Source organism: Pseudomonas brassicacearum, from assembly GCF_003732225.1.
Lineage (GTDB): Bacteria > Pseudomonadota > Gammaproteobacteria > Pseudomonadales > Pseudomonadaceae > Aquipseudomonas > Aquipseudomonas brassicacearum_E.
Genome location: NZ_MOBJ01000010.1, coordinates 1 through 22,086 on the forward strand (window position 1 = coordinate 1; position 22,086 = coordinate 22,086).

At 61.0% G+C, this 22,086-nt stretch carries 18 protein-coding genes; 3 read left to right on the forward strand and 15 right to left on the reverse strand.

The window, feature by feature from the left end; translation table 11 throughout:
- From BK659_RS16620 to tssA, 15 genes are all read right to left on the reverse strand, one after another.
- On the reverse strand, nucleotides 1-206 hold a 206-nt coding region (locus tag BK659_RS16620; RefSeq protein ID WP_148050440.1), incomplete at its 3' end, for a hypothetical protein.
- A 96-nt stretch (nucleotides 207-302) separates the two neighbouring features.
- Nucleotides 303-581 carry a hypothetical protein gene (locus tag BK659_RS16625; RefSeq protein ID WP_123426111.1) on the reverse strand — a complete coding sequence of 93 codons (279 nt, stop codon included), beginning with the start codon at nucleotides 579-581 and terminating at the stop codon, nucleotides 303-305.
- Between the two features lies 1 nt (nucleotide 582).
- Nucleotides 583-5,034 (reverse strand): RHS repeat-associated core domain-containing protein, encoded by a 4,452-nt coding sequence (locus BK659_RS16630; protein WP_123426112.1) that lies wholly within the window; start codon nucleotides 5,032-5,034, stop codon nucleotides 583-585.
- 12 nt (nucleotides 5,035-5,046) lie between these two features.
- On the reverse strand, nucleotides 5,047-5,481 hold the full coding sequence (locus tag BK659_RS16635) for a DcrB-related protein (protein ID WP_123426113.1): 435 nt from the start codon (nucleotides 5,479-5,481) through the stop codon (nucleotides 5,047-5,049).
- 18 nt (nucleotides 5,482-5,499) lie between these two features.
- Nucleotides 5,500-7,437, reverse strand: coding sequence for a type VI secretion system Vgr family protein (locus tag BK659_RS16640; RefSeq protein ID WP_123426114.1), 1,938 nt, complete (start codon nucleotides 7,435-7,437; stop codon nucleotides 5,500-5,502).
- A gap of 119 nt (nucleotides 7,438-7,556) precedes the next feature.
- A complete protein-coding gene (tssH, locus tag BK659_RS16645; protein ID WP_123426115.1) occupies nucleotides 7,557-10,235 on the reverse strand; it encodes a type VI secretion system ATPase TssH in 2,679 nt (892 codons plus the stop codon).
- Nucleotides 10,228-11,280: a type VI secretion system baseplate subunit TssG gene (gene tssG, locus BK659_RS16650; protein ID WP_123426116.1), complete on the reverse strand. Its 1,053-nt coding sequence runs from the start codon at nucleotides 11,278-11,280 to the stop codon at nucleotides 10,228-10,230. Before tssG ends, tssH begins: the two co-directional genes overlap by 8 nt.
- Nucleotides 11,244-13,103: a type VI secretion system baseplate subunit TssF gene (gene tssF / locus BK659_RS16655; protein ID WP_123426117.1), complete on the reverse strand. Its 1,860-nt coding sequence runs from the start codon at nucleotides 13,101-13,103 to the stop codon at nucleotides 11,244-11,246. The genes tssG and tssF overlap by 37 nt, the downstream gene beginning before the upstream one ends.
- Nucleotides 13,100-13,612: a type VI secretion system baseplate subunit TssE gene (gene tssE, locus BK659_RS16660; protein ID WP_123426118.1), complete on the reverse strand. Its 513-nt coding sequence runs from the start codon at nucleotides 13,610-13,612 to the stop codon at nucleotides 13,100-13,102. Before tssE ends, tssF begins: the two co-directional genes overlap by 4 nt.
- A complete protein-coding gene (locus tag BK659_RS16665; RefSeq protein ID WP_123426119.1) occupies nucleotides 13,606-14,055 on the reverse strand; it encodes a hypothetical protein in 450 nt (149 codons plus the stop codon). Before BK659_RS16665 ends, tssE begins: the two co-directional genes overlap by 7 nt.
- Nucleotides 14,052-14,510, reverse strand: a complete 459-nt coding sequence (locus BK659_RS16670) for a type VI secretion system amidase effector protein Tae4 (RefSeq protein ID WP_123426120.1) — start codon at nucleotides 14,508-14,510, stop codon at nucleotides 14,052-14,054. Before BK659_RS16670 ends, BK659_RS16665 begins: the two co-directional genes overlap by 4 nt.
- An 82-nt stretch (nucleotides 14,511-14,592) precedes the next feature.
- On the reverse strand, nucleotides 14,593-15,081 hold the full coding sequence (locus BK659_RS16675) for an Hcp family type VI secretion system effector (protein WP_123426121.1): 489 nt from the start codon (nucleotides 15,079-15,081) through the stop codon (nucleotides 14,593-14,595).
- Nucleotides 15,082-15,203: 122 nt separating this feature from the next.
- A complete protein-coding gene (tssC, locus tag BK659_RS16680; protein ID WP_123426122.1) occupies nucleotides 15,204-16,697 on the reverse strand; it encodes a type VI secretion system contractile sheath large subunit in 1,494 nt (497 codons plus the stop codon).
- Nucleotides 16,698-16,712: 15 nt separating this feature from the next.
- A complete protein-coding gene (tssB, locus tag BK659_RS16685; RefSeq protein WP_007894500.1) occupies nucleotides 16,713-17,222 on the reverse strand; it encodes a type VI secretion system contractile sheath small subunit in 510 nt (169 codons plus the stop codon).
- 80 nt (nucleotides 17,223-17,302) lie between these two features.
- A complete protein-coding gene (tssA, locus tag BK659_RS16690; RefSeq protein WP_123426123.1) occupies nucleotides 17,303-18,346 on the reverse strand; it encodes a type VI secretion system protein TssA in 1,044 nt (347 codons plus the stop codon).
- A 404-nt stretch (nucleotides 18,347-18,750) separates the two neighbouring features.
- Between tssA and tagH the strand changes: the two genes are divergently transcribed.
- The 3 genes from tagH to tssK all read left to right on the forward strand — a co-directional run bounded on the left by tagH (nucleotide 18,751) and on the right by tssK (nucleotide 22,080).
- A complete protein-coding gene (tagH, locus tag BK659_RS16695) occupies nucleotides 18,751-20,148 on the forward strand; it encodes a type VI secretion system-associated FHA domain protein TagH (RefSeq protein ID WP_123426124.1) in 1,398 nt (465 codons plus the stop codon).
- Between the two features lie 75 nt (nucleotides 20,149-20,223).
- Complete coding sequence (gene tssJ, locus BK659_RS16700) at nucleotides 20,224-20,730, forward strand: type VI secretion system lipoprotein TssJ (protein ID WP_123426125.1); 507 nt, start codon at nucleotides 20,224-20,226, stop codon at nucleotides 20,728-20,730.
- A gap of 15 nt (nucleotides 20,731-20,745) precedes the next feature.
- Nucleotides 20,746-22,080 (forward strand): type VI secretion system baseplate subunit TssK, encoded by a 1,335-nt coding sequence (tssK, locus tag BK659_RS16705; protein WP_123426126.1) that lies wholly within the window; start codon nucleotides 20,746-20,748, stop codon nucleotides 22,078-22,080.
- The last annotated feature ends 6 nt before the right edge of the window (nucleotides 22,081-22,086 follow it).

Genomic DNA, 22,086 nt, shown 5'->3' on the forward strand with positions numbered 1-22,086 from the left:
ATCGTGCCCACCACCGCGCCGAGCAGAAAACAACCGAGGCCGCCGGTGGCGACAGTGATGCCCGTGGCCGCTACCACGGCAGCCGTCGCCAGCGCAGTAATCGCGATGTTGGCCGCCACCTCCAGCACACCGCCGAGGATGTCGGCCATCATCGAGGTATGGTCGAGTGCATCGCCCAGCCGGGCGGCCCAGAATGCGTCAGACATGCAGGGGGCTCATCCGACGTAAGCGTCTGACGGCTGCGTAATCGTTGCGCTTGTGGCGCAATTCGATGCCTTCCATTGCACCTTTCTCCGTGTAGGTTACGGCATACTCATCAGCGCCATTCTCAGGCGTTTGATCAGCTTCGGATTCTTGAGGCAATCGGCCGGCCGTTTGTTACCGAGGGCGGGCACTTTCTGTTCGATCCACCACAACCCTTCCTCAAGCCCTCTTTTACCGTTGAGGACGACCGCCATATCGAGGTTGCCATCCAAGGCTTTCGCCAGCGTGCGGGCATCGTCGTCGAGATAGACTTTGTTATACAAATCCACGAAATCCTGCCAATCGGCATCGCCGGTGTATTCGTCTTCCAGTCCCATTCTAAAAACCTGCAAATGATATTAAGTTACTACCGGTCGGGTTTCGCGCCGACGGCGCCAGGATTCCATCATAACCATTGGCTTTCGCCCAGGCGCCAATCTGATGGGTTTGGGTGTATTTATCGCCGGTAATGCTTTTAAGGGAGACGCCTAATTGTTTGCGCACATCGGCCCGGGTCAAATCCAGGACGTTGTTGAGCTGCACTTTTTTGCTGACCAGTACCCGTTTAGACAGAGCAACCCCCCAGTGATTGACCTCTCCTAGTGCGGTCTTGCGTGAATTCGCGCCATAGACCCCACCCAAGCCCTTGGCCGTATAACGGTGTCTGGATGCAACGTTCCACATGTGAGCCTGCCAGGTCGTGCTGATTCGTCCAGGCTCTTCGAAACGGTAAACCGTTCGGCTGACTTTTCGGCCGTTTGGCGGGCTCGAGCATTTCATCAGCCCCAGGGGATCGATCCAGCTCACCGGATTTGGCGCGTATTGGTAGAGGTTCAGCCCACCGGCCAGCCCGATGGGGTCCGGTGTGGTGAAACGCCCGATGTCCGGGTCGTAGAAGCGCAACGTGTTGTAGTGCAGCCCGGTTTCCCGATCCAGGTATTGGCCCTGGAATCGCAGGTTCTGCTCTTCGATGTAATACGGCTCGCGCAACTCTTCGGCCGTGGTGCCCCAGACCTGGTAACGGGCTTGCCAGAGCGTGTGACCGTCGCTTTCCGAGAGTTGCTCAGGCAGGCCATTGAGGTCGTTGTGGTAGTAACGGACTTTCTGTTGCTCACCCAGCCCGTCGACCCGCGCCAGTGGTTCATGGCCCTCGTCGGCATAAATGTAGAGGCTGGTCTGGTTATTTCGATGCTCCTGCAACAGTTGCAACGCATCCCAGGTAAAGCGGGTTCGGCTCAGCAGGGTCGAGTGGCGGTCATACTCGGCTTTTTCGATGCGCCGGCCCATAGGGTCGTAGGTCATCTTCACGACCGAACCGTTGTTGTTGCGAACTTCCACCAGACGCTGCTCGGCGTCATAACTGAAGCGCTGGATACCGCGTTGGGCACTGCGTTTTTCAACCATACGGCCGAAGCCGTCATAACGGTAACGTTTGTCCTGAAAGGTCAGCAGTCGGTTATGCAGCACCAGACCTGCGCCCGTCGATAAACCATCGAGCAGGTTGGCGGCGGGGTCATAGGCAAACGCTTCGCGCTGGCCCTGGACGTTGTCCTGGCTGGCGAGGATGCGACCTGTGGCGTCGTAGTGCAGCAGTTGGCGGTGCTGGGCGTCGGGCTGGCTGTCGAAACGTTCGACCAGTTGATCGCTGGCGTCATAGCCAAACTGGCTTTTCGTTGCCGGTGGCAGCAGCACGGACTGGCTCTGGTGCCGACGTTGTCGGGTACGCAGGCGGCCGCTGCGGTCGTATTCGCTACGGGTATTGAGGCGTCCCTGGGTTCGTAGCACTTCGCGGTGCAGGCGATCGCGTTCGAAGTCGCTGATGACCTGACCGTCGAGGTTGATCTGATGCAGATGACCACTGCCGTAATGCAGGCGGTTCAGCCATCGGCCATCAGGCAGCAGCGTCTGGGTCAGGTTGCCCAGTTCGTCATAGCGATGTTCCAGGCGTCCGGCCCAGCTCTGTTCGGCGATCAGTTGTCCAAGGGGGTCGTAACTGAAGCCCAGGTTCTGTTGCTCGCCCGTGTGGCTGGTGAAGGTGATGTCGGTGACTTGATCCAGCGCGTCATAGCAGTACTCGGTGCGACCATCCTCGGTGACCTTGGCCACCAATCGACCCACCGCATCGCGTTCCAGGTCATGGACGACAGGCGCTTGCGGCGAAAGGTCCAGGTCCGTGCTACCGGGAGCGGTGAGTGCCTCCACGCGAGTGACGTTGTCCAGCGGGTCGTAGGCATAGCGTTTGAGGCTGCCGTCCAGGCTATGTTGCGCAATCAGCCGGTCGCTGGAATCCCAGGCAAACTTATAGCGTTCGCCGTTCTCATTGGTCAGGGTTTGCAGGCGACCATAGACGTCGTAGTTCAACTCCACCCGGCGGCCGTGGGCGTCGGTGCGCAGACGCAGGTGACCACTCAATGTGTGCTCGAAGTGAGTGGTGTGCCCGGCGGGGTCGCAGTAGCCGATCAACTGGCCGCTCGCGTCACGCTGATAATGTTCAGTGCGCCCGTCCGGCAGTTGCTTGCTGAGCAACCGGCCCTGGTCGTCGTAGGTGAAACGTGTGCGTTCGCCCAGCGTATCGGTACTGGTGAGCAGCAGCCCACGCTCGCAGTAACTCAACCGCGTGGTGAAACCGGAACAGTCGGTGTGTTCGCTGAGTTGGCCGAGTGCCGTCCAGCGTAACGTTTTGCGCTTGCCGCTGGCGTCGATGATCTCCACGACCTGGCCGTGGGCATCATGGCGATAGCGGGTAACGTGGCCCAACGGGTCGGTTTCGCGGATGCAGTTGCCGTGCGAGTCATAGCGATACAACCAGGTATTTCCAGCCGCATCGGTTTCTGCCAGCGGCAAGGCCCAGTGTTCCAGCCACAGGGTCGATTCGCTGCGCCCGAGCGGGTCGCGAGTCTCGCTGAGGTTGCCCGCTTCGTCGTAGCTGAATTGATGCTGCCCGCCCGCAGGATCGGTAGCCCCAAGTAACTGGCTTTCGTCATTCCACCGGAATGTCCAGGTACGTCCCAGCGCGTCGGTGGTTTCGATGATCTGGTACTGAGCATCCCAGTGGCGCGTGCTGACCCGATTCAGACCATCGGTGATGCGTGTGGTCCCGGCTGCCAGATCATAGTCGAAGGTGTATTGGTCGCCCGCGTCGGTCCAGTGGCGGACCACGCGCCATTCAAGGTCTTCAACCAACGCCCATTCGTAGAAGCAACGCAGCCCGGTCGGCAACTGATGCTCGACCATACGGCGTCCGGCGTCATAGGCAAACTGACGTTTCACCTGCCCGTTGGACTGGCGCACCTCGATTAGATCACCCTGGATATCGTAGCCGTAGTGCATCAGCACTTCGCGGCGCTGGTCTGCATACAATCGCTCGATCCGGCTGACCCGTTGGCGCCAGCGCGCATCGTAGATCAGCTCAATGCTGACCAGATTGAAGGTATCTCGGAGCTGCAGCAGGCGCCCGTCGTCGTCATAGTCGAGGTGGATGCGATTGTCGTTGCGGTCTCCGAGCTGACTCAGGCGCAGTAGCGATACATTTCCCGGCGTCGGGTCGAACAGCCGGTACAACCCGTCCGTACTTTCAATCAACAACTGCCCATTGCGATGCCGCCGAACACTGAGCCCTTCACCGGCACTGAACACCGCGCCACCCAAGGGGATCGAACCCATGTCGATGCGCCGGCCCTGTTCATCGGTATAAACCAGCGTTTCCCCGCCCTCCGGGTGAGGCAGGATTTCCACGCACACCTCGTAGGACACGCTCCAGCCCGCGCCGAACAAGCTGTCGCGGCGTTCGTCACGGCTGTTGTAGAAGCGCTGCCAATCGATCGGCAAGATGCCGGGCAACACGAAGTCCAGCTCTTCATCGCCCCCCAGTACCTTGGCCCCGGTCGCGGCGTGCACCGGGTTCGACGAGCCCATGGCGGCGTTGGCCATGGCGCCCATCGCGCTGCTGACGGCCATCGACGTCGCGCCGCCGATCAGCATGCACGGCAGTTTGCTGAAGAACTTGCCTTTGCCGCCCTTGAGCATCAGTAACGCGGTGACCGCCAGCCCCACGCCTGGGGTCTTGCCGCTGCGGATCTCGCGCACCACCGCCGAACCGCCGCCGATGGTGACGTTGGGTGAGATCAGCCCGGAACCCACCACCTTGGCGTCGCAGGTGGTGCGGTCGCCGCTGCGCACGGCGGGCTGGCCGTTGATGGTGACTTTGTCCGAGCCCTCGGCCAGAAATTGCGGCGGCATCGGCGGATGCTTCATGCAGGTGACCAGGTCCAGCGGTTTGGGCACGGCGCCGGGCGCCGGGGTGGCGACGGTGGGGCGCCACATCTGGGAGAAGAAGCTCTCGGCCATGTCCAGATAGCTGGGCTCGGCTTGTGGCTCGGGCGTTTCCAGTTCGGTACCGGCCGGCGCGACATGGGACGGGATCGCCCCGGCGGCGCGGGCGGCGGGAATGCTGTTGATCAGGGTGTTGGTGGAACCGGTGAGAATCGTCGCCTGCACCGTGGGCGGAAACAGCGAATTGCTGAAGCTCTCGCACAGGTTGCTTAAACCCTTGTCGGCGCCGGTCTTGCTCATGGCGAGACCGACGATCGTGCCCACCACCGCGCCGAGCAGAAAACAACCGAGGCCGCCGGTGGCGACGGTGATGCCCGTGGCCGCCACCACGGCAGCCGTCGCCAGCGCAGTAATCGCGATGTTGGCCGCCACCTCCAGCACACCGCCGAGGATGTCGGCCATCATCGAGGTATGGTCGAGTGCATCGCCCAGCCGGGCGGCCCAGAGTGCGTCAGACATGCGGGGTGCTCATCAGGCCTGAACGTCGAACAACAGCGAACTCTTGATGGTCGCCCAATGCGCGGCTTCGGCATCGCCGAGTTTTTCCGCCTTCACGTAGCTCAGGGCGAGCATTTTTCGGGTGCCGGGCAACACCAGCGCCAATTGGTACTGGAAGACTTTGTCGTTGCCCTTGTTGAACTGGCTGCGCAACTCGATGCCTTCGACTTCCTGGTTGGCACCCAGGCGCACGGCGACGCCCGGTTGAAAACGCAAGTCTTGCACTTGTTTTTCCAGGCGTTTGAGCTGGTCGTCGAAGTTGCTTTGCAGGGTTTCGCCGTCGGCCAGCAAGCTGCGGCTGACGATCAGCGAAGTGCCCAGTTCGGCGAACTTGAGGATGTTGATCGTCGCGTCTTGCAGCTCGCCTGCCGGCAGTTGGAACTGGAATTCATTGATGCGATAAGTCATGGCGCCTAAATCTCGTGGTTAACCCTTGGGCTTGGGGAACGCGGCATTGATATTGGCGTCAATGCTGGCCTTGACGCCCTGGCCGTCAGGCGTGGCGCCAGGGCCGCCACCGTTGTTCAGGTGCAGTACGCCGCCGGTGTTGATCTCGGCATCACCGCTGGCATAGAAGCTGATTTGCACGCCGGTCAGATTGATCTGGCCGCTGGCATTGAGCTCCAGGATGCTTTCGCCGCACACCAGCCGCAGGTTCTCGCCAACTTCGATGACGTAGCTCTGGCTAATGCTGTCGGTCTTGCGCTGGCCCACCGACAGAATGTCTTCCTGCTTGACGATGCGCAGACGGTTGTTACCGATGGTCACCGTCTCGTTATGCCCGATGCTCTTGTTGCGATCGTGGCCCACCGAGTGGCTTTCATCGACCTCGACCACGATGTCCTGGTTGCGCTCGGCATGGATGTACAGCTGCTCGGCGCCTTTTTTGTCTTCCATGCGGATTTCGTTGAAATTGGCCGGTGAGCCGCCCTTGCTCGAACGGCTTTTCATGCCGCTTTGGGTGGCGTTTTCCGGCAAGTCGTAGGGCACGGTCTGTTCGGCGTTATAGACGCGGCCGGTGATGATCGGCCGGTCCGGGTCGCCTTCGAGGAAGCTGACGATGACTTCCTGACCGATCCGCGGGATCTGCATCGAGCCCCAGTTTTTACCGGCCCAGGACTGCGACACGCGAATCCAGCACGAGCTGTTTTCGTTGGACTGATCATGCCGGTCCCAGTAAAAGTGCACCTTCACCCGGCCGAACTGGTCGGTCCAGATTTCCTCGCCTTTGGGGCCTACCACCAACGCGGTCTGCGGGCCTTTGACGATTGGGCGGTGGGTGTTGGGCAGCGGGCGGTAGCTTTGTTGGGCGTCGATGCAGGTCAGGCTGCTTTCGAACTGTGCCGAAGGCGCGCCACCACCGGTTTCCCCACTTTCCTGGGAAATGTAATAGCGGGCGCCAACGATCAGGTATTCGCGGTTCTGGTCCTGGCGGCTGAAGCCGGTGAGGTTGAACAAATGGCCCGAGCCCAGGCCTCGGGCGTTGCCGGCCAGCTCGACCTGTTCGTGCAGGGTCTGCAAGGCTTCGATGCGGGTGCGGGCGTAATGTTCGCCGTCTTCGCTTTGCACATAAGTGCCGGGGTAGTCGTACAGCGGATAATCGCCGGCGGTGTGCGGACGGGGCATGGCCGAGCGCACGTCGATACGCGCGCTGGGGCGCTGGAAATCATAGTCGTTGAGTTCCAGCGAACCCGGCTGGACTTCCTGGGCCAAGTGCCAATCGTGGATGTGATCGCGTTCGCGCTGCTGCTCATTCTTGGGGTAGTAGGGCACCGATGCATAGCCGGGCGCACTGGTGTGAGCGCCGTAGGCATCGGCCAACACCAACACATGACGACCCTGTTCATGGCGGAAGAAGTAGTAGATCCCTTCCTGCTCCATCAGGCGGCTGACAAAATCGAAACTGGTTTCGCGATACTGCACGCAGTATTCCCACTCGCGATAGGGCCGGCTCAGGGCGTCTTCGAAATCGGAAAAGCCCAGGTCGCGAAACACCTGCTTGATGATCTGCGGGATGGTCAGGTTCTGGAAAATCCGGCAATCGGAGGTGCGGGTCAGCAGCCAAAGCCAAGGCCGCAGCGTGACCTGGTAGCTGGCGAACTGGCCCTGGTCGACATTCTGGCTGCAGCGGGCAACGATGCCATGGAAATGACGTTCGCCACCGCCGTCCAGTTGCAGGCTCAGGGACATGGGTTTGCCGAGCAACTGGTTGAGGTCGATGGCATTGTCCAGTGAGTGCAGCTGCAACTCATAGTTGAACAGCCGCCCCAGCTCTTCGCCGCCGCCCATGTCTTTGAGCAACAGCACCTCCGGCCCCAGGGGGCTGGTGATTTTTGCCAGGCGTGAGAGTTGCTTGAATAGCATCAGTTATCCCTTGTTACTGCTGGATTCCTTCCGTAGGAGCTGCCAAAGGCTGCGATCTTTTGACTTTAAAAGATCAAGAGATCGCCGCCTTCGGCAGCTCCTACAGAGGGGGTCGCCGCTTAGGCGGCGTCGCTGAAGTCGTAGTGCAATTCGTTGTCCCGGGCGCTGATCCGTACCCCTGCCAGCGTCTTGCCTTCGAGCATGCGGGTGAGGAACTCGCGGCTCATGTCCGGTAGCAGGCTGTTGGTCAGGATGGTGTCGATCATCCGCCCACCACTTTCAGTTTCGGTGCAACGGGAGACGATCAGGTTGATCACCTCATCGTCGTAATCGAACGCCACTTTGTGGGTGTTCTCCACGCGCTTCTTGATGCGGTTGAGTTGCAGGCGGGTAATGGCCTTGAGCATCTCGTCGCTGAGCGGGTAGTACGGAATGGTCACCAGGCGGCCCAGCAAGGCCGGCGGGAAAATCTCCAGCAGCGGCTGGCGCAGGGCCTTGGCGATTTCTTCGGGCTCGGGCACGTTTTGCGGGTCTTTGCAGACTCGGGCGATCAGCTCGGTGCCAGCGTTGGTGGTCAGCAGAATCAAGGTGTTCTTGAAGTCGATCACGCGACCTTCGCCGTCCTCCATCACGCCTTTGTCGAAGACCTGGAAGAAGATCTCATGCACGTCCGGGTGGGCTTTTTCCACCTCGTCCAGCAGCACTACGCTGTAGGGTTTGCGCCGCACGGCTTCGGTCAGTACGCCGCCTTCGCCATAACCGATGTAGCCCGGTGGCGCGCCCTTGAGCGTGGACACCGTGTGGGCTTCCTGGAATTCGCTCATGTTGATGGTGATGACGTTCTGCTCGCCGCCGTACATGGCTTCGGCCAGGGCCAGGGCGGTTTCGGTCTTGCCCACGCCGGAGGTGCCGGCGAGCATGAACACGCCAATCGGTTTGCTCGGGTTGTCGAGGCCGGCGCGGGAGGTCTGGATGCGCTTGGCGATCATCTGCAAGGCGTGGTCCTGGCCGATGATGCGTTTCTTCAAGTGCTGGTCGAGGTTGAGCACGGTTTCCAGTTCGTTACGGGCCATGCGGCCCACCGGAATGCCGGTCCAGTCGGCGACCACCGAGGCCACGGCCTGGTAATCCACAGTCGGCAGGATCAACGGGGTTTCGCCTTGCAGGGCGCTGAGACGCTGTTGCAGGTCCACCAGTTTTTCGCGCAAGGCGTGGCTGGTCTCGCTGCCATCCTCGCTGTCCACCACACCGACGCGCTCGCGCAGGGTGGCGCGGGTGGCGAGCAATTCGTCTACCAGGCTTTTCTCTTCGGCCCAGCGACTTTCCAGTTCGGCGAGGCGTTCGCGCTCGGCGGCCAGCAGGTTTTCGCTGTTGCTCTGGCGGGCGCCGATGACGATGCCGATGGCGTGCTCGCGGGCGATGATCTGCAGCTCGGTTTCCAGCGCCTCGATGCGGCGACGGCTGTCGTCCACTTCGGCCGGCACGGCATGCAGGCTGATGGCGACCCGGGCGCAGGCGGTGTCCAGCAGGCTCACGGATTTGTCCGGCAACTGGCGCGCCGGGATGTAGCGGTGAGACAGCTTGACCGACGCTTCCAGGGCTTCGTCGAGGATCTGCACCTGATGGTGTTTTTCCATCGTCGAGGCCACGCCGCGCATCATCAGCAATGCCTTGTCTTCCGACGGCTCGGCCACTTGCACCACCTGGAAACGACGGGTCAGGGCCGGGTCTTTTTCAATGTGCTTCTTGTACTCGGCCCACGTCGTGGCGGCCACGGTGCGCAACGTGCCCCGGGCCAGAGCAGGTTTCAGCAGATTGGCCGCATCCCCGGTACCAGCGGCGCCACCGGCACCGACCAGGGTGTGGGCTTCGTCGATGAACAGGATGATCGGCTTGGGCGAGGCCTGGACCTCTTCGATGACCTGGCGCAGGCGCTGTTCGAATTCACCTTTCATGCTCGCGCCGGCCTGCAACAGGCCGACATCAAGGCTGCGCAGTTCCACGTCTTTGAGCGCCGGCGGCACGTCACCGGCGACGATGCGCAGGGCAAAGCCTTCGACCACGGCGGTTTTACCGACGCCGGCTTCACCGGTCAGAATCGGGTTGTTCTGCCGACGACGCATGAGGATGTCCACCAATTGGCGGATCTCTTCGTCACGGCCGACGATCGGGTCAAGCTTGCCATTGCGGGCCTGCTCGGTGAGGTCGACGGTAAAACGCTTGAGCGCTTCCTGCTTGCCCATGGCGCTGGGGGCCATGGCGCCGCTGGCTTCACCGGGCACGCTGCCGGCGTTGAAACCATCGCTGGCGCTGAGCGCATTTTCCGGCGAGTCGCCGACGTATTCGTCAAAACGCTCGCTCAGGGCCTCGACCTTGATCTTGTCAAACTCTGCCGACAGCCCCAGTAACCCATGGCGCAGGCTCGGCGTCTTGAGGATGCCCAGCACCAGATAACCGGTACGCACCTGGCTTTCGCCGAACATCAGGCTGCCGTAGACCCAGCCACGCTCCACGGCTTCTTCCACATGGGAGGACAAGTCAGTGATCGAAGTCGAGCCCCGTGGCAAACGGTCCAGGGCTTCGGTCAGGTCCCGGGCCAGGCGCGCCGGTTCGATATTGAACTGGCGGATAATGCGGTGCAGGTCCGAGTCCTGCAATTGCAGCAACTGATGAAACCAGTGGGCCAGTTCCACATAAGGGTTGCCACGCAACTTGCAAAACACGGTGGCGGCTTCGATGGCTTTGTAGGCCACGCTGTTGAGTTTGCCGAACAACGCGGCGCGACTGATTTCACCCATGCTCTTGGCTCCTTGAGATCTGTGAGGTGTTGGCTTGCTCGGCGTAATGCCGGGCCAGTATTAAGTCCTTGGCATCTTTTGCGGGCTTGCCCACCCAGGTATTGAACCCCAGGCGGAAGCGGCCATTGAGTTGCAGCGCCGGCACTTCGGGCTGTTTCAGAACCAGGTTCAGATCCCAGTCCAGTTCATGGCCCAGGTATTCGGCCACCCAGGCCACCAGCTCATTGAAGGATGGGCTGCCCGGCAACATGCTCATGTAGTCATCCAGCTTGAGCGGCCCCAGGCGAATGCGGAATTTGTGCTGGCGATCCCAGACGCAGCGGCCCAGGCAAAAATCCACGCCCAATTGATGGGCGCTCACGCCCACGCGGCTGCGCTCCGGCAGCACCAGCCATTGGCCGACGTACTCTTCGATCTCCACCGGCAGGCCGAAGTACTCGCCGATAATTGCCTTCAAACCGTCGGGGTAACGGGTTTGTGCCGACAGATGACCGCTGTAATGCAGCTTTGCAGTGTCGGGTATCAGCCCTTGTTTGAGCAGGCTCGGCATGCCTCGACCGCTCAGTGCTGCCAGACGTGCCGACCAGTAGTCATCGTCCGGGCGATCATGGCTGACTGTCGGCCGGGCTTCGGCCCAGGCCCGGTAAAACAGGCTCAGCAGGCGATGGTGGAACACATCCAGAAAGCGTTTGCTGGTGCTGTCGGCGTTGTTGCGCTGGCGTTCACGCACATATTCGGTGAGGTGCAGCGGCAATGGGCCATTGGGGCCGCCGAGGCCGAAAAAGAACTGCTCCAGACGCGCCGGCGAACCGTCGATGCCCGGCTGTACCGAGGCCAGGGTCGCGGGGGCGAAGGTGCAATCGGCCTGTTGCCCAAGGCGCAAGGGGTCATCGGCCAGGCGCAACGAATGGCCCAGGCGCGGCAACTCAGGCGATTCGCACTCGATGCGCCGTAATGCCTGGAAGAAGTCGTATTCCCAGGGCTCCTGGTGCATCGCGTCCAGCGTACTCACAGGGTCGGACGGCGTCCGGGTTTGGCTTTCCATCGCATGATCTCGCCGCGTTCGGTGGTACGGATCACCGTCTCGGTAAAACTGTTGATCGACACGTAACGTGCCAGGAAGCGCTCGAACACTGCACCGAGCAAAAAGACGCCAGTGCCACGAAACGCGTTCTCATCGAATTCCAGGGTGATTTCCATACCGCGGCCGAACACGATCGGTCCCGGCATCGGCAAGCGTCGGGTGCAGGCTTTGCTGCTGACTTCGCGCAGGCCTTCGATCTGCAACTGCAAGGCTGCATCATTGTCGTCGCCATACAGGCGCAGCAGCTCGCGCAGGGCGGCGGCGCCCTGGCCTTGCTCGCTGAGGGACAAGTAGTTGAGCGAAAGCTGGCTGATCAACCGCCAGGCTTTGGCGTCGTGGGCATGGCTGGCGCGCGGGCGGCTCGGGCCCGCCACGCAGCGCACTGCTGCTACCGGTGCGCTGTCGGCCAGGGTGAAGTCGGTCTTGCTGTTGCCCACGCTCATGAACAGCGGCAGGTCGCGGTTGGTGCACAACGCCGTTACGCCCAATTGGCGCAGGTCGTGGCGATAGGGCGCCTGCTGGCTGTCCACCAGACTGACGAAGGTTTCGCTGCCGATGTAAGTCGAACGTGGGCCGTTGCGCCGTTGGCCGCTGGACAGCATGCGGGGTTCGCGCCGCACCGTGTAATACGCCTGATCACGGCCGTAGCGAGACGGATCGCGGACGGCATAGAACGGCAAAAAAGGCTGTTCCGACCCGGTGCCATGGCCGGTGAGGGCGGTCAGGGAATGAATCTCGAAATCCATCGGCCGGGTACGGTCGGCGATCACGTGATGTTCATTCACCCGTTCCGACAAGTGGATGCGATCCAGGCGCTTGGGAAACAAGTTGATTGCCGGGGTGCAGAACGGCAGGAACTGCGCGGCACCGACGCTGCCTTCCAGGCTCGGATCATGACGGTCGAACAGCACGATCAATTCCAGTTCCTGACCCTCGCAGCGTTTGACTGCCCGGCTCAACCCGGTGAAGTCGACAAACAGAAAGCGGCGGGGCAGGGCGAAGTACTCCTGCAACAGGCGATAGCCCTGGAAGGCTCGCGAGACCACGGGCAGCGCGGCGTCGGTATCGTCGAATCCCACGGAACGCAGTGCATCCTGCGGCAGGCGTTCTACCCAATCGCCGCCAGGCTGACGGGCGAAGACGGCGCAGGCGTTGCCCAGCAACTGTTCGTAGAGGCGAAAGGGTTGTTCGTCGGCGCCGTTGAGGTACAACGGCAGGTTGTCCAGGGCCAGACTGTTGAACGGCAGTTCGGCACCGGTGCGCAGGGTCAGGCGCAGGCCGGCCTTGGCCTTGGGGGCGCTGGCGGCCAGCCGCCCAAGCACGGCGGACGGGTTGCCGAAGTACTCGGCCTGGCTGACCTGCAATGGCCACAACGTCACCGCATGGGCGGTGCGGTACTCGCAGCAGGTTTGGCTTTCGCGCCCCAGGGCTGCGCGCAGGACTGTGTCCCGGGGCAGCGGGAAGCCGCTGCTCAGCGAGCCTTCATCGGGGTCGGCCTGCAAGTGCACCACGGTCATCGACGGTGTCGGCGCCAGGTAATGGGGGTACGCGATTTCCAGCAGGTTGTGGGTGAAGGTCGGGTATTCGGCATCGAGCTTGAGCTGTACCCGCGCCGTCAGGTAGGCGAACCCTTCCAGTAAGCGCTCGACGTACGGATCGGCGCAGTCCATGCCGGACAACGTCAGCCGACTGGCGATTTTCGGGTACTCCTGGGCGAACTCCGCCGCGCTTTCGCGCACGTGGTGCAGTTCCTGGTTGTACAGCTCCAGCAGGCGCGGGTTCATGAGTGTCTCCGCTGGTCGGCGTTGACCACCCGTACATGACCGGATTCCAGGTCCAGGTCGGTTTGCAGCATCAGGCGCAGCGGCACTGGCTGGGCCCAGAGATCGCCTTCGATCTCGAAACTCAGGGCGTTGTGGTTCATCTCGGCAGATGCCCGGGCCCGCACGCGCAGGGTATGGCGCAGAATGCGCGGTTCGAACGTGGCAATGGCCTGGTGGATCAGCGCTTCAAGCGCCGCGATGTCGACGTTCGACGCACTGTTGCCGGCCAGGGCCGGCAGCCCGAAGTTGACCACCGAAGTACCGGCCGGGGTGTGCAACGTCTCATCGGCGCCGAGCAATGAAGTGGTGTTGAGCAGCCACGCCAGATCACGCAGCACCGAGGCTTTGAGTTGGGTCAGGGACAGCACGCGCTTGTCGGCGCTTTCCTTGAGATTGCTCGGGTCGTCGTCGGTCAGCCGATCCAGCAGGGACGGTTGCAGACGATCGCGGGTGGCGATGTCGGTTACCAAGTGAAAAGGCCCGTGTAATTCTTCTGGTCACCTACGCCGCGCATGCAGCTGGCGTTGCGAGCGATTATCGAGGGTTCGAGTTGTCCATTGATCTGGCGTATGGCGCGGTACTCGGAGCGACATTCCGGACTGTTCTCAGCCACCGTCGACAAATGAATAACGATGACAATGGGCACCTTGCCGAAGGTCTCGACATGCGATTTGCCTTGTCTGTCGACAGTGAATTGGCAGGGCCATGGCATGTCGAGTGGCAATAGTGTCTGGTCTGGTTTGCGTAGCGCGCAGCGTTGTTGGTCATTCACCAACGTCAACTGTTGCCCGCCCATCGAGACGACTTGCTCCACCGCTGCGGATGGCGTTGCCGGCGAGGCTTGTTGCTCGGCACAGGCAGTTAGACTTGATAACAGGCAGCCAATAAATACCGCGCAATGAGCCTTGATCATAAGAGCTCCCAGAACCAGATAGCCCTTGATCGATAGGCAGGGTCGTCATACCGGCTGGCGGTAAGGCCACGGTTCCAAAGATCGATGTGGTCACCGGTGCGACCGTCTGAAGACTCTCCCAGCTGTTGGAAACAGTCCTTGAAGAAAATAAGGCCTTTTTTGTCCATCAACTTGCGACGCTCTTGCGCGTCTCCGCCGAGAATCGTCGGACGGCCCAGATGATGTTTCCACAGCCAATTTGCCAATGACTCAGCCCCTCGTGCATGTCCATGGGCGCACTTGGGTTCGGTGTAGGTGGATTTGTTGACTTTGATGGTCAGCTCTGTGTTGAGCGTCATGCTCATGCGGATAGCACACTGGTTTTCCCAAGGGCCATCACAGGGCTTTGCGTCAGGATACGTAACCAGGAGATCGGAATACGCTTTCCACAAATTGACAAACGAAGGCTTGGCCATGACTCAGACACCGGATGGGGAAGGATTGGATTCGAGCAAGCACCAAAATGCCCCCGACGCATAACGACGGGGGCACGTTCGATTACACCTTGACGTTCTGGCGGATGTTCCAGCCGAACTTGATCGGCCCGCCTTCCTTGGTGCCGTCGGCTTTTTGCGGCTGGTAGTCCACCAGCACCTTGGCGAAGTTCAAGGTGACGTTTTCAGTCAGGCGATCATCGCTGCCCGAGCCGCCGGTGCTCAGGGAACTGATCAGAACTTCTTCCAGGTTGATGATCATGTACTCGACCTGGCTTTCGCCACCGGCCTTGCGCACGGTCAGCTTGACCTTGTCGATGTGCTTGCCGCTGGCGCAATGCATCATCAGGTTGGGTGAGGCCTTGTCGACGAACTTGGTCAGCGACAGGTCCTGGACGTTCACCTTGCCGGCACCGCCGCCGCCCCCCAGGTGCATATTGCCCGACTGAGACATGCCCCAGCTCCAGTTCAAGACGTCGATTTCGTCCTTGTGGGCCTTGTCCATGGACTCGCCCTTGATGTCGCCGATCTTGATGAAAATATCAACAGCCATGTTTTCTCCCTGTGTGGTCTCTACCACATTGTGTTTTTGCTGATCGTTCCCACGCTCTGCGTGGTCACGCATCGGGCGGCATTCCCACGCAGAGCGTGGGAACGATCACATCAAGAGCGGTGTTACGCGCCTTTGGCCGAAGGCAGCTTCGATACCAGGCGCAGGGACACAGTCAGACCTTCGAGCTGATAGTGCGGGCGCAGGTAGAACCTGGAGTTGTAGTACCCCGGGTTGCCTTCCACCTCTTCGACAATCACTTCGGCCGCCGCCAATGGGTGCTGGGCCTTGGTGGTTTCGGTGGAGTGCGCTGGGTCACCGTCGACGTAGTTGAGGATCCAGTCCTGCAACCAGCGCTGCATTTCGTCCTTCTCTTTGAAGGAGCCGATCTTGTCGCGCACGATGCACTTCAAGTAATGGGCGAAACGGCAGGTGGCGAACAGGTAGGGCAGGCGCGCGGCCAGGTTGGCGTTGGCGGTAGCATCCGGGTCGTCGTACTCGGCCGGCTTTTGCAATGACTGGGCGCCGATGAACGCGGCGAAGTCGGTGTTTTTCTTGTGCAGCAGCGGCATGAAACCGTTCTTCGCCAGTTCCGCTTCACGGCGGTCCGAAATGGCGATTTCAGTCGGGCACTTCATGTCCACGCCACCGTCGTCGGTCGGGAAAGTGTGCGCCGGCAGGTTCTCCACTTCACCACCAGACTCCACGCCACGAATGCGCGAGCACCAGCCAAAGTGTTTGAACGAGCGGTTGATGTTCACCGCCATCGCGTAAGCGGCGTTGGCCCATGTGTACTTGGAGCTGTCGGCGCCGTCGGTGTTTTCTTCGAAGGCGAAGGCTTCCACCGGGTCGGTCTTGGCACCGTACGGCAGGCGTGCCAGGAAGCGCGGCATGGTCAGGCCGATGTAACGCGAGTCTTCCGATTCACGCAGCGAGCGCCAGCCGGCATATTCCGGGGTGGTGAAGATTTTGGTCAGATCGCGCGGGTTCGACAGTTCCTGCCACGAGCCCATGCCCATCACGGTCGGCGATGCGGCGGCAATGAATGGCGCGTGCATGGCGGCGCAGACTTTCGACAGTTCGCCCAGCAATTCGACATCCGGCGGCGACTGGTCGAAGTAGTAATCGCCCACCAGGCAGCCGTAAGGTTCGCCGCCGAACTGGCCGTACTCTTCTTCGTACATCTTTTTGAAGATCGGGCTCTGGTCCCATGCGGTGCCCTTGAATTTCTTCAGGGTCTTGTGCAGGTCGGTCTTGGAGATGTTGAGCACGCGGATCTTCAGCTGCTCGTCGCTCTCGGTGTTGTTGACCAGGTAGTGCAAGCCACGCCAGGCGCTTTCCAGTTGCTGGAACTCCGGGTGATGGATGACCTGGTTGACCTGGGCGGTGAGCTTGGCGTCGATGGCGGCGATGATCGACTCGATCGACTTGATGGCGTCGTTGGACACCAGGTCGGTCTGCGCCAGGGCCTGTTCGGCCAGGGTGCGTACAGCAGCCTCGACGGCTTCGCGAGCGCGGTCGGTCTTGGGTTTGAATTCTTGCAGCAGCAGGGAGGCGAACTCGCTGGCTTCTTCGGTGGTGCCCAGTGTCTGGGCGTCTGCACGTACTGGATCGGTCATGATCATTCGTCCTGATTAAGCCTGAGGCTCGGCGGGCTTGGGCGCACTGGCAAGTGCCTGGAGCAGCGCCGGATCCTTGATGGCCTTCATGATGATTTCTTCGGCACCGGTCTTGCCGTCCATGTAGGTCAGCAGGTTGGCCAATTGAGTGCGCGCTTCGAGCAGTTTGTTCAGCGAGTCAACCTTGCGTGCCACGGCGGCCGGGCTGAAGTCGTCCATGCTTTCAAAGGTGATGTCCAGGCTCAGGTTGCCTTCGCCGGTCAGCTCGTTGGGCACGTGGAACGCGACGCGTGGCTGCATGGCCTTGAGGCGGGAGTCGAAGTTGTCCACATCCACTTCAAGGAACTTGCGATCGGCCACAGGAGCCAGGGGCTCGGCCGGCTTGCCGGCGAGGTCAGCCATAACCCCCATTACGAAGGGCAACTGGACCTTTTTTTCGGCGCCGTAGAGCTCGACGTCGTACTCGATCTGCACTCGAGGCGCGCGGTTGCGCGCGATGAATTTCTGAGAACTTTGCTTCGCCACGTTGCTGCTCCTGGTCGCTCAAGCGACGGTGTTGGCGTCATCGGCGGTGCCGGTGACGTGACTGCGTGATCCGTACGCTTTTATTCGCTGTCTGGTCCGCGCAGGTTTTCAAATTGGCTCATGCCGTCGGGAATCAGATTGCGCACGATCGCCGCAAAGTCGGCGTGCACCAGATTCTTTGCCCGGTTCAACAGCACCGGCAGAGGGCTGGAGGGTTCATGACGGGTGTAATAGGCAAGAATCCGGTCCAGGCTGCGCAGCACGTCGTCGCGGTTATTGATTTCGCCGCTGCTGGTACCGCTGTTGGTGCCGCTGCTGCGCGGTGCGCTCGGTGCGGTGGTGTATTCAACCGGCGCGGCGCTGTCGTGGCTGATGGAGTCGGGCAGGGGGCTATCGCCTTTCTGCGGGGCGAACTGGCCGAGAATCTGCAGGGCCATTTTGAGCGGTTGCTTCAACGGGCCAAGGTCAACGCCCTGGGCGGACCCGACCTGTTCGCTGACGTGTTGCTCGATGGCCTCGGCGACGTTGCGGGCCTCGTGCAAGGCGGCGCGGGTAATTTCCAGCTGCTCGGGATCGCTGTCGAGGAACGCCCCGGCCAGCTGCTCGGCGCCGAGGTTTTCGTCAGGGAAGCTTTGCAGGCCGCTGGCGTTGGCGGCCGCGCGCAGGCTGACAGCGCCAAAGGTTCGCGAACGGGCCAGGATACTTTCGCGCAGTAGTCGAATGGTGGCATCGGACGCCAGGCCGGCGAGGGCGTTGATGCGCACGGTGGGATCGTTGTCGTCTTCGGCATCCAGTCGTGGATGCAGGACGGCCCAGTATTGCTTGAGCAATTCGCTGATCAGCGTCAGGACGCGGGCCAGGCCGGTGACACCCTCCAGGGCAAGGGAGCTTTGCAAAAGGAAATGGGTGATACGCAGGTCTTTGCTACGTTGCAACAAATCCAGGCTTTGCTGCTGGATGCTGCGCCACTCAGGCGGTTCGGCAGGCAATATCGAATCGCCCATGCTGCGCTCGGGCTGGCCTTGGGAATCGCGTTCCAAGCGCAAAAAGTCCGCGTCGTATTCCAGATCTTCGCCACAAGGTGAAGTCGCGGAAACGGCGGTAAGCAGCGAAAGCACTTCCACTGAATTTGATCTCCCTATCGCCCGCGACAGAGTCGGGCAGTTCACACGTTAGTTCCAAGTGGAACTTCGCATGTTTCCTTGTGCGTAATGGCCCTTTGGATTCTCTGTGATCTTAAAGTGCCATCATTGTTATTCAAGAAAGTTGTTCATTTTTGGTGTAGTACTTATGGCTTGTCAAGGTAAGCTATTTCTCCTGTGTGACAGATGTGAGGTGCTTAACAACCCTCACGACCAGTAGGTCCAGGAAGGTGCTGACGCAGGTTTTTGTCACGTAAACCGGTTAAGATCAGCAAACATGCTGGTAAAAAGCCGTTTTTGAGGTTGTTTGCAAGGTTTGTCGGCGAGTTCCGCGGGGATTGATCCCCTCATTCGCCGGCGCGCAAAGTGTGCAGCAAGGAGGCAAGATGCCGCTGTGTTTGACTATCACTAGTTATCACAAAATTACCCCTGGTCAATGCTCTGAAAAATCCATGGATCAGGGCGTGATGGCAATTGGCCGTAATTCTGATAATGACTGGGTATTGCCCGATCCAGAGCGCTTGGTCTCCGGAAAACATTGCATTATTCAATACAAAGATGGCCGGTATTATTTAACCGATAACAGCACTAATGGGGTGGAGTTAGTCAAGGCCGGCATTCGTCTGCGCAAGGGAAACAGCGAGCCGTTGCAAGATGGGGAAGTTATCCGCATCGGTGATTATGAAATCCAGGCGCGCATCGATTTCAATCTGCCTGTGACTGACAGCAACCCGTTTGCCGATTCGTCCAGCAGCTTCGATGCCTTGATGGGACGCCAGGGCGCCGGCGTGAAGACACCGACCCCGTTGCCCGTGACACCCCCTGCACATTTTCAGGGCGTGTCGGCCATGGACACGCTGCCGGACTTGTTCGACTTTCTGGCACCGAGCAGCATCCCGCCGGCCACCCAGCCCGACCATGTCCCGGTCGAGCAACACGACTTCCGTCCACCGACCCCGATCCCTAAGCCGACGCCCATGACAGAGCCTGCGCCGCTGGCGTCGGCCCCACTGATTCCGGACGATTGGGACCTGTTCAGCGACCAGCCTGCGCCGCTGGCGGTTGCCCCCTTGCCTGTTGCAGAAGTTGCGCCGCCACCCGTACCTCAAATCAGCGTGCCGATCGAGCCGGCCCCCCTGCGCGAACCGCCCGTGGCTATCGTTGAGCCCCCGGTCAGTCCGGTCAGCCATTCTCAACCCGACCTGTTGCAAGCCTTTCTGCGCGGCGCCGGGCTGGATCAAGTGCGCCTGGAAAAGGCCCAGGCCGAAGCGCAGATGGAAAGCATCGGCCGCAGTTATCGGCTGATGGTCGAGGGCCTGATCGATGTCTTGCGCGCCCGCAGCAGCCTCAAGGGCGAGTTCCGCATTCAGCAGACGATGATTCAGCCGGTGGAAAACAACCCGCTGAAATTCGCTCCCAACGTCGATGAAGCCTTGCTGTTGCTGTTGCGCCACACCAATCAGGCGTTCATGGCGCCGGACCTGGCGGTGCGCGACAGCTTCGATGACTTGCGCGCCCACCAATTGGCGGTGATGGCGGGTGTGGAAGCTGCGATCAAGCACCTATTGGCGCGTTTCGAGCCGGCACAACTGGAAGAGCGCATGGGCAAGCCCGGTGGCCTGTCGAGCATTTTCAATGGCTCACGACAGGCCCAGTACTGGCAGCAGTTCACCGAGCTCTACAGCAATATTTCCCGTGAGGCCCAGGAGGATTTCCAGGACCTGTTCGGTCGGGAGTTCAGCCGCGCCTACGAAGAACACAGTGCAAGACAAGGTCGCCGCTGAGCGCCGCTGTCACATAACGCGATTCATAGCAAAGAACGGAACAACGGATAGCTGAAACGTCATTGAGGACGCAGGATGATTCCCAGGTTTTTACTCGCAGTTGCCACCGCGCTTCTGCTGACCGCGTGTGCCAAGGAGGCCACCAAACCCCAACCCGAAGAGGCTGAGGCCGACACGGCCGCCGTCGAGTTGCACTTTCACGCCATCGCCGGGCTCAACCCCGGAGCCACTGGCCAGCCGGCCCCGGTCCGGGTGCGCATTTTCGAATTGAAAAATGCCGCCACCTTCGGTCGTTCCGATTATTTCGCACTGGCCGAACGAGCCCAGGCGACGCTCGGTGCGGATCTGATTGACCAGGACGAAGTGCTGATCCAGCCCGGCCAGCAGTTGAGCCTGCAGCGCGACCTCGATCCGGCCACTCGCCATATCGGCGTGCTGGTGGGGTATCGCGAACTGGATCAGGCGCAGTGGCGCACGGTGATGAATGTTCCGCCGCGCCAATACACCGAATACCAGATCAGCCTCGATGTGCGCGCCGTGCGCAGCGCCGTCGTTGTTCCCCCATCCAGCCCTGCCCAATAAGCAATCGGAGCCCCCATGTCCTGGAACAATCGCGTGGTCTGGTCGGAAGGTATGTTCATTGGAACGCAGCACTTCCAGCAGCATGACCGTTACCTGGAGAACCTCATCGACGCCCGGAGTCGCCCATTGTCGGCTGGGGCCTGGGGATTTTCTGAATTGCTGATCGACCAGGGCCTGCTGGCCCAGGGCAAACTGGCGATCATCTCGGCGCGGGGCCTGTTGCCAGACGGCACGCCATTCAACATTCCCCAGGATGACCTGGCGCCGAGCCCGCTGAATGTCGATGACAACCTGCGCGATGGTTTGGTGTACCTGGCCTTGCCGCTCAAGCGCGCCGGCGCGCGTGACACCGTTGACGAGGGCGAGGCCCTGGGCGCTGCGCGCTATGTGAGTCAGGTGCGCGAAGTGCGGGACGACAACGCGCCGTTCGAAAACCAGGCCCCGGTGGCCGTGGGATCGAGGGCGCTGCGATTATTGATCGCCCGGGACGGCATCAGCGACTACGCGGCGATCGGCCTGGTGCGAATCAAGGAGAAACGCGCCGACCGTGCCTTGGTGCTCGACGACACTTACATCCCGCCGCTGCTGGATGTGGTCGCCTCCACGCCCTTGGCCGCGTTTCGCAACGAGCTACTGGGCCTGCTTCATCAGCGCGGCGAAGCGCTCGCCGGGCGGGTGGTGGCGTCCGGTGCCGGCGGTGCCTCGGAGATTGCCGATTTCATGCTGCTGCAACTGGTCAACCGTGCCCAGCCGCTGATCCAGCACTTGAGCCACTTGAGCCCGTTGCATCCCGAGCGGTTCTACAGCGAGTTGGTGAGCCTGGCCGGGGAATTCTCGACCTTTACCGCTTCCGGGCGGCGACCGCAGGAATTCCCGCAGTACCAGCATGATGACCTCGCGCTGAGTTTTGCGCCGGTGATGCAAGCCCTGCGTGAGGCGCTGTCAATGCTGATCGACAGCAAGGCCACGCCGATTCCGATTGTCGAAAAAGCCTACGGTATTCATGTGGCCATGCTGGCTGACAAAACCCTGCTCGACAGTGCCAGTTTTATCCTGGTGGTGCGCGCCGATGTGCCTGCCGAGACCCTGCGCAGCCGCTTCGGCCAGCAGAGCAAAATCGGCTCGGTGGAGCACATTCGCGATATGGTCAACCTGCAATTGCCGGGCATCGGCCTGCTGCCAATGCCTGTGGCGCCACGGCAGATTCCGTATCACGCCGGTTCCACCTATTACGAACTCGACCGGGGCAGCGAGCATTGGCAACAACTGGCCAACTCCGGCGGTTTTGCGTTCCACATCGCGGGTCAGTTCCCGGGGCTGAACCTGGCTTTCTGGGCGATCCGAGGATAAACCGCG